At 63.5% G+C, this 14,676-nt stretch carries 10 protein-coding genes; 8 read left to right on the forward strand and 2 right to left on the reverse strand.

All coding sequences use genetic code 11. The annotated features are described in order from the left end of the window. Positions 1 to 43 precede the first annotated feature (43 nt). Positions 44 to 3,154, reverse strand: coding sequence for a methyl-accepting chemotaxis protein (locus ACEWFR_RS07760; protein WP_374060485.1), 3,111 nt, complete (start codon positions 3,152 to 3,154; stop codon positions 44 to 46). Positions 3,155 to 3,444: 290 nt separating this feature from the next. Between ACEWFR_RS07760 and ACEWFR_RS07765 the strand changes: the two genes are divergently transcribed. Next, positions 3,445 to 4,791, forward strand: coding sequence for an ABC transporter substrate-binding protein (locus ACEWFR_RS07765; protein ID WP_374060486.1), 1,347 nt, complete (start codon positions 3,445 to 3,447; stop codon positions 4,789 to 4,791). 185 nt (positions 4,792 to 4,976) lie between these two features. Here the strand turns inward: ACEWFR_RS07765 and ACEWFR_RS07770 are convergent, their stop codons facing one another. Next, positions 4,977 to 5,531, reverse strand: coding sequence for a DUF6149 family protein (locus ACEWFR_RS07770; protein ID WP_374060487.1), 555 nt, complete (start codon positions 5,529 to 5,531; stop codon positions 4,977 to 4,979). Positions 5,532 to 5,829: 298 nt separating this feature from the next. Between ACEWFR_RS07770 and ACEWFR_RS07775 the strand changes: the two genes are divergently transcribed. The 7 genes from ACEWFR_RS07775 (at position 5,830) to carB (ending at position 14,601) form a co-directional block, all read left to right on the forward strand. Continuing rightward, positions 5,830 to 7,068, forward strand: a complete 1,239-nt coding sequence (locus tag ACEWFR_RS07775) for an NAD(P)/FAD-dependent oxidoreductase (RefSeq protein ID WP_374060488.1) — start codon at positions 5,830 to 5,832, stop codon at positions 7,066 to 7,068. 161 nt (positions 7,069 to 7,229) lie between these two features. After that, a complete protein-coding gene (locus ACEWFR_RS07780) occupies positions 7,230 to 7,457 on the forward strand; it encodes a hypothetical protein (RefSeq protein WP_374060489.1) in 228 nt (75 codons plus the stop codon). An 85-nt stretch (positions 7,458 to 7,542) separates the two neighbouring features. Continuing rightward, positions 7,543 to 7,953, forward strand: a complete 411-nt coding sequence (locus ACEWFR_RS07785) for a hypothetical protein (protein WP_226039328.1) — start codon at positions 7,543 to 7,545, stop codon at positions 7,951 to 7,953. A gap of 364 nt (positions 7,954 to 8,317) precedes the next feature. Beyond that, on the forward strand, positions 8,318 to 9,235 hold the full coding sequence (locus ACEWFR_RS07790) for an ATP-binding cassette domain-containing protein (protein ID WP_374060490.1): 918 nt from the start codon (positions 8,318 to 8,320) through the stop codon (positions 9,233 to 9,235). Next, positions 9,232 to 10,104: an ABC transporter permease subunit gene (locus ACEWFR_RS07795; protein ID WP_374060491.1), complete on the forward strand. Its 873-nt coding sequence runs from the start codon at positions 9,232 to 9,234 to the stop codon at positions 10,102 to 10,104. Before ACEWFR_RS07790 ends, ACEWFR_RS07795 begins: the two co-directional genes overlap by 4 nt. 386 nt (positions 10,105 to 10,490) lie before the next feature. After that, positions 10,491 to 11,024, forward strand: a complete 534-nt coding sequence (locus ACEWFR_RS07800; protein WP_374060492.1) for a DUF5815 family protein — start codon at positions 10,491 to 10,493, stop codon at positions 11,022 to 11,024. A gap of 400 nt (positions 11,025 to 11,424) precedes the next feature. Further along, positions 11,425 to 14,601 (forward strand): carbamoyl-phosphate synthase large subunit, encoded by a 3,177-nt coding sequence (gene carB / locus ACEWFR_RS07805; protein WP_374060493.1) that lies wholly within the window; start codon positions 11,425 to 11,427, stop codon positions 14,599 to 14,601. The last annotated feature ends 75 nt before the right edge of the window (positions 14,602 to 14,676 follow it).

The following is a 14,676-nucleotide window of genomic DNA, read 5'->3' on the forward strand; positions in this document are numbered from 1 at the left end:
CCGAGACGGCAGTCAAAAAGGTAGCGAACGAGACCGACGCCGATTACTCGTCGTCTTCGTCACTCGCCGTGCCGAACGTGAACACGTCGTCGCTTTCGGTCGACTCGTCATCGTCATCCGCGGTCTCGGCCGCGTCGTCAGCCGACGAACCGTCGGCGGTCGTCGATTCGTCTGGTTCGGTGTCACCGTCGTCCCCGGCAGTCGATCCCTGCTCGAGGTCGGTAACCGAGTCGCCCGCCGGTTCGAATCCGGCGCTCGCGTCGACATCGTCATCTCCGGACTCTGTCGTCGTGTCGCGCTCGTCCTCGAGCGGCGCACTCGTGTGACTATCGTCCGCAAGTGGATCCGCCGTCTCCGTCTCCTCCGCGAGCGGGTCGGTCGAGTCGGGCGAGCCATCGGTCGTGTCCGACGTGCCGATGTCGGTCGCACCGTCGTCACCCTCTTCGATCCCGAGGATCTCTTCCGCACCGATCTCGCCGGCATCGCCGTCGCGTTGCCCGTCCGCGGCTGACTCGTCGTCGGCCGCCTGCTCAGGCTCGCTCCCCGCTGGCTCGACGGGGTCGTCGCCCGGATTACTCTCGAGTGCATCCGCAGCCAACTGGTCTCCATCGGTTGTCTCGATCGGCTCGGCCTCGAGCGTGTCATCCGCTCCGTCGTCGAACGTGAGGCGGTCGTCCGAGTCGGAGTCGTTCGGATCGTCGGCCGCATCGAACGTGATCCCTCGGTTCTCGTCGTCCGGCCCGTCGGTCGCCTCGGTGTCGGCCTCGAACGTCGAGTCGGCCGCCGCCAACTCCGCGTCGGTATCGATCATCGACTCGAGGTCCACGTCGTCGCGGTCGACCTCGGTGTCAAACCGGTCGAGCGCTTCGGAGAGCTGTGCAGCCTGCTGGGAGAGGTTCGAAGCGGACTGCGTGACCTCGGTCAGTGCGGTGGTCTGCTCTTCGGCGGCGGCGGCGACGTTTTCGGCTTCGGAGGTAGTCTCCTCCGAGATCGTCGCGGCGTCGTCGACCATCGCGACGACCTCCTGAGTCGAGGCGGCCTGCTCTTCGGTCGCCGCGGAAATCTCCTGGACCCCCACGTTGGTCTGCTGTGCGAGGTCTGCGATCTCCTCGAGCGCGTGAACGGCCTCCTCGACCTGTTCACTTGCGTCCTCGATGTCGTCGCTCGTGCCTTCGACCTCCACGGCGGACTGCTCGGTTCGTTCTCGAATCGCCTCGAGCCGATCTTCTGCCTCGTCGGCCGCCTCGGCGACGTCCTCGGAGAGCGCCTTGACCTCCTTTGCGACGACGGAGAACCCTTCGTCGTCGCTGCCGCCCGCGGATCGGGAGGCCTCGATGTTGGCGTTCAGCGCCAGCATGTTGGTCTGGCGGGCGATCTCCGAAATCGTGTTGATGAGTTCGTCGATCTGCTGGACTTCCTCCTCGAGTCGGCGGATCTCAGCGACGGCGCTGCCCGCTTCGCCCTCGATCTCGTCCATCGCAGTGATCGCTGCCTGTGCGGCTTCCTGGCCGTCTCGGCCGGTGTCGACGGTCCGTTCGGCGATGTCGGCCACTTCGTTCGAGGAGGCGGCGATCTCTTCGGTCGTCGTCGAGAGCCCGCTCATCTCCTGGTTGACCGACTGTAACGACTCGTTCTGACGATCCGCGCCGTCCGAAATCTCTTGGATCGAGCCGGTGACCTGTTGGGACGCGGAGCGAACTTCCTCGCTCGAGGCGGTCACCTGCTCGGAGGCGGTCGCGACGTCGGTCGCGAACCGGTTGAGCTCGGCGATGGTCCGCTCGATCTCGTCGAGCATCTCGTTGAAGTCCTCGCCGATCTGTTGCATCTGCTCGTTGTCGCTTTCGGCGTCCGCGCGGGCAGTGAGGTCGCCGTCGGCGGCAGCACCCATGACCGCACAGTACTCGGCGGCTTTTTCTTGCAGGTGACCGTTGATCTCCTGGACGCGCTCGCGTTCGCGTTCGGCCTCCTCGCGGGCGGCTTCGGCTTCCTCAATCTGCTCGCGCAACGCGACGCGCATCGAGTCGAAACCATCGTAGAGCCGGCCGATGTTGTCGATCCGCTTGGTCTCGAGGTCCACGTCGAGATTCCCCTCCTCCATCTGACCGGCCTTGTCGGTGAGTCGGTCGATCGAGACGGCGGTGTTCCGACCGAGGACCGCACCGACCATGCCAATCAGGAGGACGCCGAGGACCGTCGCGGAGAGACCGTACTGGTTGATCGAGGTGACGTACCCGAGCGCCTGGCTGGACGGTTCGTGGGTCACGACGACCCAGTCCGTCCCGAGCACGCGTGCTGAACTGGTGACGTACTCGTTCTCGTCGAAGTCGTAGGCAGTAGTCTCGAGCGAGCCGAAGTCGAAATCGGTGCCCGAGACCTGTCGCGTAGATGCGCCCTCGGTTCGTGCGTCGCTTAGAACGGCGCTGTCGCCGCCGTACGCGAGTCCGAGCGTTTCATGGTTTTCACCGTACCCCTGATTGTCGAGCATAACCTCGTCGTCGCTATCGACGACCATCGTCGTGACGCCCTCGTCCTGTTGCAACTGGTTCGCGTACGCCTCAATGTTGGCCGTGTAGACGACCGAGCGGTTCTCGCGTTCGGCGGAGTGTTGCACGTAGGTGATGACAGCGGTCGTCTTGCCGAACTCTCCGGCGGCAGTGTAGGTGTCCGAGACCCACGGGACGCTTTCCGTCGCGCTCCCGTAGGCCTCGGTGGGAACGTTTTCGAACTGACTCACTGACGTGTCGCCGCTCCCGTCGGTACTCGCGTTCACCGAATCGCTGGTCGACGCGAGCACCGTGTCGTTGGCGGTGTCGACGTAGGAAATCTCGAACGTGTCGGTGTCGAGGTGTTCCTTCCAGTCGAGGAATCGATTTTCGATCGCCGCCGGATCGTCGCTGGCGACGACGTCCGATCTGGTGATCGTTTCGATCGTATGTTCGTTCTGTTCGTTCCACATCTGCAGGCTCTGGGCCTCCTGACTGGCGGATGCCGCGTGATCAGTCTGGACACGATCTTCCACCTGGTTCGTGATCCCTGCGGTTGCACCGTATCCGATCAGGCCGACCGACAGCCCGAGAATGAGCAACGCGATCCCGAACTTGACCGCGTACCTGCGTCGGATAGCTTTCGGCACCAGCCGTCGAGCGAAATCCATGGATAGGACAGGCGTGAGTTCGTCAGTACATAAATTGTGATCCACGGTTATCGGAGGTGATAATCGGTTCGGGGCGGGCAAACGTTCCCTCACCACTTCATTTCCGTAATAATATCTTGAATGCTGTGTATTACTGGCAGTATATTCAACATGTTCCGCATAGGCCGTTGGTTCGGGTATTTTCCTCCGAAAGCAACTCACCGTTCGACAGGAAAGGTAAGTAGTATTGTAAATAGTAACTGATAGTCTTCGAAATTGTTAAGAAACAGAGGTCGAAACGACTGGTCAGCATGGACGACTTTACCCGCGACGGTGGGTCGGCGGGGCCACCCACTACCCGACGCGGCGGTCTCGACCGCAGACGGGTGCTCAAAACGACGGCTGCCGGCGCAACGACGCTATCGTTTGCAGGGTGCCTCGGGACGGTAGGATCGATCACCGGTGGGAGCGGCAGTGAGGACCCCATCACGATCGGAACGCTGGCTCCGAATCCGGATAGTAATTACATCGGTCGAGGAATGGCCCGCGGCGCGCAAGTCGCCGTCAATGAGATCAACAACAACGGGGGACTGCTCGGCCGCGACGTCGAACTGGCCGTCGGCGACACGAACTCGAGTCCGCTCGAGGCGCGCCGCCAGTATCAGCGGCTCATTCTTGAGGACGAAGCAGATTTTACTGTCGGTGTCTTCGATAGTCCGTCCCTCGAGACGATCATCGAGGATATCGCCGAACAGCAGACGATCCACCTGACGAGTGGGGCGTCGACCCCTGCGGTCAGTCAGAAGGTCAACGAAAACTACGACCGGTACAAGTACCATTTCCGCGTCGGCCCGACCAACTCGTACGACCTCGGCAAAGACCTCGTCAACTTTCTGGACGACAACGCCGCAAACATCGGCTGGAATTCCATCGCTGTGCTGGTCGAAGATTACCCGTGGTCGCAGGGTCCCTGGGAGATCCTGCAGGACCAACTCGGCGGCGTCGGCGTCGATGTTACGATGAAACGGCGCTATCCGCCGGCGTCCGACGACTTCACGTCGCTCTACGACGAGGCCGAAGCGGCTGGCGCAGACGCGGCGTTTATCGGGACCGCACACACGGGGACGGACGCCCTACTCGACTGGGCGTATCCGAACCGTCCGGAGGTGCCGCCCGAGCCGCGACCGTTCGCGTTCGGCGGCATTCACGTTCCGATGCAGTTGCCCACCTACTACGAGCAAACTGGCGGCCTGTGTCGCTACGGTGTCGCACAGATCAGTGCGACCGCAAATAGCGACGCCGGTCCCCTGACACAGCAGTTCGTGAATCAGTATCGGGAAACATACGACGCGACTCCCGTCTACACCGGATACACGACGTACGAAGCGGTCATGCTCTACAAGCACGTCATCGAACAGGCTCAAACGCTGGATACTGAGACGCTGATCGGGGCGCTCGAAGACGTCAGCTTCGGCGGCTCGACGGGGACCATCCAATTCTACGACAAGGATCACCAGTACGCCCACGACCTCAAGCCAAGCGACGACGGTGCCATCTATATGCAGTGGCAGGAAAACGACGAGGGCGAGGGGGTTCAGGAGGTTATTTGGCCCAAGAACCACCAGACCGCGGAGTATCAGACGCCACACTGGCTATAGCGGCCCGTCTCGCCTTTCGATCTCGTTTCTCGAGAGTCACAGCGACAGTGGGAGCAATCTCACTCGTCGTCAATCGTTTGCGTTCGCCTCGTGAGTGTTGTCGGTCGCTACGAACAGACCGCTACCGACCAGCAACGCACCCGCGAACAGGCCGTCGCCGCACTCGAGGGTCGGACGGACTCCTGTCAGTCAGTGGTTCCGTCTGCCGATTCCCGACCGCCAACGACGACCTCACCATCCTCGGTCTCGACGTAGACGTCGTCGGCGAAGCCGCCCTCGGCGTGGGGGTGCTCGGGATCCTCGAGGCGTTCGGGCGTCGAGGGCGCTTCGGGAAGCCCCTCGGGCGGAGCGAACTGGCCCAGCGGCTCGTCGATCGTCACGTCCCACCGGTCGAAGAACTCGCGGTAGCGGTCGTAGTGGGCCTCGAGTTCGTCCACGGGGAACTCCATCATCTCCGTCCAGCCATGATTGTAAAAGTCGAAGTTGGCCTGAATGTGCGTGATCTCGCGGGCCTCAGCCTCGGAGTAGCCCTCCTGGAGCGCCCGCAGGTAGGCGTCCATCGTCGCGTCGAAGAGCCCCTCGAGGTGAGCCCGCCGCTCCTCGGCGCGGTCGGGATCCGCTTTCCCGGTGAAGATCTTGGTGTGGAGTTTGACCAGCCCCGCGTTCGCGACCGAGCGAATCCCCGGCGTCTCGAGGGATTTCCGATAGGCGAAGTGTTTCGCGTTCTGGCGGAGTTTCATGCCGTCGCGTTCGGACGGGACGGTAAAGAACGGTTCGGACGACGCCGTTCGGGACGACCGTCCGCCGCTCGAGGTCGCCCGTGTTTCCCGATTCGGTCGCTCGGTGAGAGGGGGAGTTGTTCGTCGGAGATACCAGCAATCCTTGCTCTTCCAAAATATGGTGTCCAAATGCGGTTCGAGAAGTTATTCTGGTAGTGGAATTCGCCACAGAGTTTACGTCCGTTGGATCCTCCCGACCGGTCTGGCAAAATAGACGAGATAGCAACCCACTTTAACCCGCATTACGAACGTTCGGGATATGACTCAGTACGTCATCATCGGTGACGGGATCTCGGGTAGTTCGGCCGCCGAGACCCTCCGGGAGGAAGACCCGGATGCGAAGATTACCGTCATCACCGATGAGGGGGAGCCGCTGTATAATCGGATTCTTATCAAAGAACACGCGAAAGGCAAACTCCCCGAAGCCCCCATCTCGATCCACGACGAGGAGTGGTACGCGGACCGCGACATCGAACTCTCGCTGAACACGTACGTGACGAGCGTCGACACGGACGCGAACGTCGTTCACACGCACGACAGCGGCGAGATCCCCTACGACAAACTGCTCGTCGCGACCGGCGGGACGCCGACGCAGTTGCCCGTCGAAAACAGCGATGCCGACGGCGTCCATCACTTCTGGACGTTTCAGGACGCCCGCGCCATCCGCGAGCACGCCGAACGGGCAGACACGGGCGTCATCGTCGGTGCCGGCCTGCTCGGTATCGACTTCGCGGCCGTCTGCGGGGCGCAGGGAATCGATGCTGACTTCCTGATGCGCGGCGACCGCTGGTGGCGGTACGCGCTCTCGGCCGACGGGGCCGAGATCATGCACGAGGGCATGCGCGGGGTCGGCGTCGACCCCGTCTTCGACAGCGGCGTCGATCACTTCGAGACGGACGACGACGGTCACGTCACTGCGGCCGTCGATCCCAACGGTGACCGCTACGAGTGCGACTTCGTCGGGGCCGCCATCGGGCTGACCTTCAACACCGAGTTCCTCCGCGGAGCCGACCTCGAGGAGGACAACGGGATCGTCGTCGACGAGTACATGCAGACGTCCGTCGACGACATCTATGCAGCTGGCGACCTCACCCGCTTCTACGACGTCTTGCTGGGCGAGCAGGCCCAGAACGGCTCGTGGGGCTCGGCCAAGGAACAGGGGCGAGTCGCGGCGATCAATATGGCCGCCGACGAGGAGTCCGAGGAGTTCCAGTGGGTTTCCTCGTACTCAATCACGCACTTCGACTTCCCGTTCCTCTCCTTCGGTCACCCGACGCTGGGCGACGAACACGCCGAACGACGCTACAGCGACACCGAGTGGCGACGCGTCGCCTTCAAGGACGGCAAGATTGTCGGCGGCGTCCTCATCGGCGACCTCTCGCCCCAGAGCAAGTTCAAACAGCTGATGCGCGAACAGCGCGTCGTCGCCGATCAGGCCGACGTGCTCATGGAACCATCCGTCGACCTCGACGACCTCGCACCGACACAGGAACAGTAGGTCGTCGTCTCGAGGCCTCGTTTTCGTCGTACTCCCGTATTCGTCGCAATCGCTGTTCCCAGTGGTCTCGTCGTTCTCGTGGGACCCACCGTCGAGTACTCGTGATCGATCGCTCGGCGAGCGAGGGAAACGGTTAAGTTCATGTGTGCCATTCGGTATCAATGGACATGGCTGCCAGTACATTCCGATCTCGTTCGCTGACGCTCGAGCGCGTCGAGTCCGTCGAACGGGACGCGACCGTTCGACACGTCGACCAACTCGACTCGGAGACGCTGGCGGCGTTTTATGGGGCCATCACGGGCGACCGGACCGTCCCGATCACAGCGACGGATCTCGAGCCGGGAGAGGTCATCGTCTTCACGGACTACTACCGCGTCAAACGCGTCTGAACAGTCTCCGCATCGCGCCGGGTCCACCGAGTGCGACGCTACACGTATCGAAGTCGTTTTCCCGCGTGCCGGCGTTCGGACACGCATGAACGGCGACAGCGACATGACCCTGGCCTTCGAACTCGAGGCGCTCAAAGAGGTCGCCTCGCCCGAGCGCGTGTTCGAAGACGCAAGAGGCTGGACCGAGTACATCGGCGTCGTCTCGGAGAAGCCAACCTACGTCGTGACGAACTTCACGCGGAAGAACCGCATCCGACAGGACTTCTTCTCCGGCCCCCGCGGGAAAGCGGAGAGCCTCGAGGGCGTCAAAGACCAGTTCGACACCGACCGCTACGTCTACGTCGGTGCCGACGAGGCGGACGAGCAGTTAGCAGACGAAGTCGGCTGGGAGTATCTCGCCGTCGAGGACGCCGCCGAGGCGGCCGACTGGATTCTGGCGACCCACGCCGAGGACGAGGAGGACGACGCGGAGCAGGTCCGCGACGACTGGCCCTGAGTCCGCACGAGCGAGCGCTTCCCACGGTTCAACCATCGATCCGACGTGATCCGTTTTCTCGAGCGAAGGTGACCGTCCGTCGACGAACTCCGGCGACGGAGAGAGGTGACGTTCGAAATCACGTTCGACGACGAGATGCTTCGGTTCGAAATGGACGATTCTCTGACAGTTACTCTCGAACCAGCTGACGATTGATTATCTCGATATCGCTAGCGAGGGGGTGCTGACTCAAACATATTTGAGTAGTTCCACTGCCAATATATATCGAAGACGACAATACTTATCATAACTGCCGGGGATTACCTGTGCATGCGTCACATCCTACTGACACTGTACGAGACGACGATATCCCGGAGGCTCGAGCATGGCGGCGATTGAACTCGAGGGGTTGACGAAGCGCTTCGGCGACGTCGTCGCCGTCGATGGCCTCGACCTCACCGTCGAAGAGGGCGAGATTTTCGGCTTTCTGGGACCGAACGGCGCCGGCAAGTCGACGACGATCGACATTCTGCTGGATTTTATCCGGCCGACCGGCGGGACCGCGACCGTGCTCGGCCACGACGCCCAGTCGGAGGGCCTGGCCGTCCGAAATCGGACCGGTGTGCTTCCGGACGCCTATCACGTCTACGATCGGCTCACCGGCCGTCAGCACGTCGAGTTCGCCATCGAGATGAAGGGCGTCGACGACGATCCCGAGGCGCTGCTCGAGCGGGTTCGGGTCGCCGACGCGGCCGACAGGAAAGCGGGCGGCTACTCGAAGGGAATGCGCCAGCGGCTGGTGTTGGCCATGGCGCTGGTCGGCGATCCCGACCTGCTCGTCCTCGACGAGCCCTCGACCGGCCTCGATCCGAACGGAGCCCGCGAGATGCGCGAGATCATCCGCGAGGAGAACGAGCGCGGGACGACCGTCTTCTTCTCGAGTCACATCATGGAACAGGTCGAGGCGGTCTGTGATCGCGTCGCGATCATCGATCGCGGGCAACTCGTCGCCGTCGACACCATCGACGGCCTTCGCGACTCGACGGAGACCGGCGAAACGCTGTACGTCTACGTGTCGGACCTCGACGAGGGGGTGCTCGATCGCATCCGGACGCTCGAGGGCGTTGGAACGGCGGCGATCGACGAGGGTCGCCTGCGGGTGACTGTCGATGGCGTCTCGAAGTTCGCCGTCCTGCACGCCATCGACGAGGTGGCCCCCGTTCAGGACTTCTCGGTCGTCGAATCGTCGCTCGAGGACCTGTTCGTCCGCTACACGAACGGGAGTCAGGAGGGAGAAGCGTGACCTGGTTTACCGTCGCGAAGAAAGACTTCCGTGACGCCGTCCAGTCGCGGGCACTGTGGGCCCTCGTGGCCGTCTTCGTGGTGTTCTCGCTCGCTTCGACGTACGCGTACGTCCAGGTTCCCGAAATGTTCGGTTCACCCGCCGGGGCCACGTTCGGGGGGCTACTCTTCTTTACGCTCGGCATCACCGGGCTGTTCGTCCCGCTGGCGGCGATCGTCGTCTGCTACAAGTCCCTCGCCGGCGAGCGCGAACTCGGGAGCATCAAGTTACTGCTCTCCCTGCCGACTACTCGAGGCCAAGCCTTTGCCGGGAAGGTCGTCGGTCGAGCGGCCGTCCTCGTGTTCGGACTCGGCGTCGGGCTCGTCGTTGGCCTCGGCTTTGGCTCCGCGTTGCTCGGCGAACTCGAGGTCGTCGCGCTGGTGCTATTCGTCCTCGCCACGCTGTTCTTCGCCGCCGTTTACGCGTCGATCGTCGTCGGTATCTCGGCGACGACGGGTTCGACGTCGCGTGCGACGACGCTGGCACTCGGATTCTTCCTCGTCTTCGAACTGCTGTGGGACGTGGTTCCGATGGGGATCCTCTACGTCGTCGAAGGGTTCTCGTTTCCGTCGACGATTCCCGACTGGGTGTTCCTCGTCTCGCAGTTCTCGCCGTCCTCGGCATATCTCTCGACGATCGTCGCGCTGTTGCCCGACCTCGCGGCGTCGGTCGGCGCGGACCCGGCGCAGACGGGAGCCGGCGTCGAGGTGGCGGCCGCCGACGCCGAGCCGTTCTACGCGAGCCCCGAAGTCGGTATCGTCGTCCTGTTCCTGTGGTTCGTCGTGCCGTTCGCCGTCGGCTACTACCGGTTCAAGGGGGCCGATCTCTGATCGATGTTTTTCCATTGTTCAATACAGCAACCTCTTTTACCGGGGTCCTCCCTCGTTCGTTTCACTCACTCGGTCGAACCCCGGCAAAACCCGTTGATGCCAAAAGGCCGCCGTCACGGGGTTTCACCCCGATCCGGCGGTGAACCGCTCGCTTCGCTCGCGGATGCTTGGGCCTCTCCGCAGCGTTTCATTCACAAGAGATAGTGAGCGGGTGTTCCATCCGGATGCCGTCCGCAGCACGGCTATCCAGTGGATCGAGTCTCGAGCAATGGATGCAAATCACACGCCAATCAACAAGTCGCCACTGACTGCCGTCTCGCACCGAACGCATCCCAGCAATAGCCCGAGTCGTCGCCCTTATGCCCGACCCACACGAAGCGGCGGCAATGGCAGACGCCCCCGTTCCGGGTGCCGGTGACGACGGGCTCGAGCTTCCCTGCGGGGAAACCGTCGACCCCCACGAGATCGATCTGGGCATGCGCGAGTACAACTGTCCCTGCGGCGATACCCATGCCGTCGTGACGGACGTCCATCCGCCCTCGCGCTTTGTCCCCGAATCGCTCGTAGCCGTACTCGAGGAGACGATCGACACCGACGACGAGTTCGAGTCGTTCGGGACGCCACACCTGCTGGGGATCGTCCTCGAGGAGTTCCCCGAGAAAGTGGCCGTCCACGACGCGAGCGACGACGGTGCCGTCGGCTACACGCTGTTGTGGGTGACCGACTTCGACGCCCGGCGGCTCCACGAGGTCGTCGTCGAACTCATCGTCGAACTCATGGAACACGCCGTCAGTCACGCCGAGGACGACGCCGCGATCACCGAGTTCGAGTCCCAGATGCTCGAGTTCGACGTGGGCGAGTTCGTCGACCAGTACCGGCGACAACGCGAGTTCGAGAGCGAACACGACCAGCCCCTCTAGTTACTCCGCGAGCGAACGGCCAGCCGAAGCCCGCCGACCGCATCCTCCCCGACTGCGATCAACCAGCCGCAGGTCTCGACAACCTCGGTGAGTATCGCCAGCCCGAATTCGGTTCCCGTCGCGGCGATACTGTACCCCGACTCGAGGATCGACCCTCGCTCGGCGGGCCCGGGTCATCGTCCGCGATCACGGACGCGGGCGGCCTCGAGCATCACTTTCGCCGTCAGCTGAGGACGAGAGAGGTTCACACGCAGTCGGTAGAATCGGCCGCTGGTCTGGGGAATCGATGTGTCTCGGGACGAGTAGGGCATCCTGGGTTCGAATTTCGAAAAGCCATTTCGAGATTCGTACTGTATCGTGGGGCTTATTACGATGTACGAACTCCACTCCGACAAGACAAATGAGTACGGACACCGCCGCAGACGGCGAGACGGGGGACGGACGCACGATCCTGTTGATCGGGAGCGGCCCGATCCAGATCGGACAGGCCGCCGAGTTCGACTACTCCGGCGCACAGGCCTGCCGGGCGCTCCGAGAGGAAGGTGCCCGCGTCGTCCTCGTCAACTCGAATCCCGCGACGATCATGACGGATCCGGAGATGGCCGATGAGGTCTACATCGAGCCGATCACGACCGACGCCATCGCTGAGATCATCCGCAAGGAGCGACCCGACGGCGTCATCGCCGGCCTGGGCGGCCAGACCGGGCTGAACGTCACCGCCGAACTCGCAGAGGAGGGCGTCCTCGAGAAGTACGACGTCGAGATCATGGGCACGCCGCTCGACACGATCTACGCGACGGAGGACCGCGACCTCTTCCGCCAGCGCATGGAGAAAATCGGCCAGCCGGTTCCCGCCTCGACCACGATTTCGCTCGAGGAGGGCGAGGAGGTCACGGAACTGACCGAAGCGGACCTGAAAGAGCGCGTCCAGGCCGCCGTCGACGAGGTCGGCGGACTGCCGGTCATCGCCCGGACGACCTACACGCTCGGCGGCTCGGGCTCCGGCGTCGTCGGCGAGATGGACGAACTCCTCCGCCGCGTCCGCAAGGGACTGCGTCTCTCCCGGAACAGCGAGGTCCTCATCACCGAGTCGATCGCCGGCTGGGTCGAGTACGAGTACGAAGTGATGCGCGACGCCGACGACTCGTGTATCATCATCTGTAACATGGAGAACATCGACCCGATGGGGATCCACACGGGCGAGTCGACGGTCGTCACGCCCTCCCAGATCGTCCCCGACAAGGGGCACCAGGAGATGCGCACCGCCGCGCTCGACGTCATCCGCGAACTCGGTATCCAGGGTGGGTGTAACATCCAGTTCGCCTGGCGCGACGACGGCACCCCCGGCGGCGAATACAGAGTGGTGGAGGTCAACCCGCGCGTCTCGCGCTCCTCCGCACTCGCCTCCAAGGCGACTGGCTATCCGATCGCCCGCGTGACCGCAAAGGTCGCGCTGGGCAAGCGCCTTCACGAAATCACGAACGAGATTACGGGCGAGACCACCGCCGCTTTCGAGCCCGCGATCGACTACGTGGTGACGAAGGTCCCCCGCTGGCCCATCGACAAGTTCGACGACGTCGACTTCGAGCTGACGACGGCGATGAAATCGACCGGCGAGGCGATGGCCATCGGCCGCACCTTCGAGGAGAGCCTGTTGAAGGCGCTGCGCTCTTCCGAGTACGAACCCGATGTCGACTGGGCCGAACTCAGCGACGCGGAACTCGAGGAGCAGTACCTCGAGCGCCCGTCGCCGGACCGTCCCTACGCGATGTTCGAGGCCTTCGAGCGCGGATATACCGTCGAGGAGGTTCAGGAGCTGACGGGCATTTTCGAGTGGTATACCGAGCGCTACAAGCGCATCGCGGACTCGACGCTCGCCGCCCAGGAGGGCGACTTCACCGAGGCCGCGATCGCCGGCCACACCAACGCAACCATCGCCTCGGCCGCTGGCGCGGAGGTCGACACCGTCGAGACGGACGTCCCCGGCCGCACCTACAAGCAGGTCGACACCTGTGCGGGTGAGTTCGAAGCCGAGACACCGTACTACTACTCGGCGCGCAAGTCCGAGTTCGAGTCCGGTCCGCTGCTCGGCGACGCCGCGGCGGGCGAGCTCGAGGTCGACCGCGACATCGAGAGCGTGATCGTCGTCGGCGGCGGCCCGATCCGCATCGGACAGGGCGTCGAGTTCGACTACTGTTCGGTCCACGCGGTCCGCGCGCTGCGCGAACTCGGCATCGACGCCTACGTCGTCAACAACAACCCCGAGACCGTCTCGACCGACTACGACACCTCCGACGGCCTGTTCTTCGAACCGATCACCGCCGAGGAGGTCGCCGACGTCGCAGAGGCGACCGGTGCCGATGGCGTGATGGTCCAGTTCGGCGGCCAGACGTCAGTCAACATCGGCGAACCGCTCGAGGACGAACTCGAGCGCCGCGGCCTCGACTGTGAGGTCATGGGAACCTCCGTCGAGGCGATGGACTTGGCAGAGGACCGCGACCGCTTCAACGCCCTGATGGACGAACTGGGCATTTCCCAGCCCGACGGCGGCACCGCCTTCTCGAAGGAGGAGGCGCTCGAACTCGCCCACGACATCGGCTACCCCGTCCTCGTCCGTCCCTCCTACGTGCTGGGCGGTCGCGCGATGGACGTCGTCTACAACGATGACGAACTCGAGACCTACATCGAGGAGGCTGTCCGCGTCAGCCCCGACAAACCGATCCTCGTGGACGACTTCCTCGAGGACGCGATCGAACTCGACGTCGACGCGGTCTCCGACGGTCGCAACGTCATCATCGGCGGCATCATGGAACACGTCGAGACCGCGGGCGTTCACTCCGGCGACTCCGCGTGTATGATCCCGCCGCGCTCGCTCGACGAGGAGACGCTCGAGCGCGTCCGCGAGGTCACCGAGGACATCGCCGAGGCGCTGAAGACCAAGGGGCTGTTGAACGTCCAGCTCGCGGTTCGCGACGGGGAAGTCTACGTCCTCGAGGCGAATCCGCGCTCCTCGCGTACCGTCCCGTTCGTCTCGAAGGCGACTGGCGTCCCGATCGCCAAACTCGCCGCGAAGGTCATGGCCGGCGAGACCCTCGCGAGTCTCGATGTCGACGAACAGGTTCCCGATCACACCTCGATCAAGGAGGTCGTCCTGCCCTTCGACCGCCTGCCGGGCTCGGATCCGCGCCTCGGCCCGGAAATGAAGTCCACGGGCGAGGTCATGGGGACCGCCAGCGAGTTCGGGACGGCCTACTGGAAGGCCCAGCAGGCCGCCGGCAACGCCGTCAGCGAGGGGACCGCCGTCGTCGACCTCGACGTCGACGGCTTTGAGAACCACTTCGAGGTGGCCGACTTCGACGACGTCCCGCAAGCCATCCGCGAAAGCAAGGTCGACTTCGTCGTCAGCCGCGACCGCGACTCCCTCGAGATGGCCGTCGAGGAGGAGATTCCGTATCTGTCGACCGAAGCCAGCGCGAAAGCGTACGTCGAAGCGCTCGACAAGTTCGATGGGGAACTCGAGGTCGAATCGGTGTCCGACCGCCCGAAGCGCGCGGCCGACTGGGGCCACGCGGAGTAATACGATCTGTTGTCCCGATTTTCCGGAGCAACCGCGAACCGTCCTGCGGTTGCTCCGGAACTGACTGACAGCAGT

Source organism: Natrinema sp. H-ect4 (genome assembly GCF_041894845.1).
Lineage (GTDB): Archaea > Halobacteriota > Halobacteria > Halobacteriales > Natrialbaceae > Natrinema.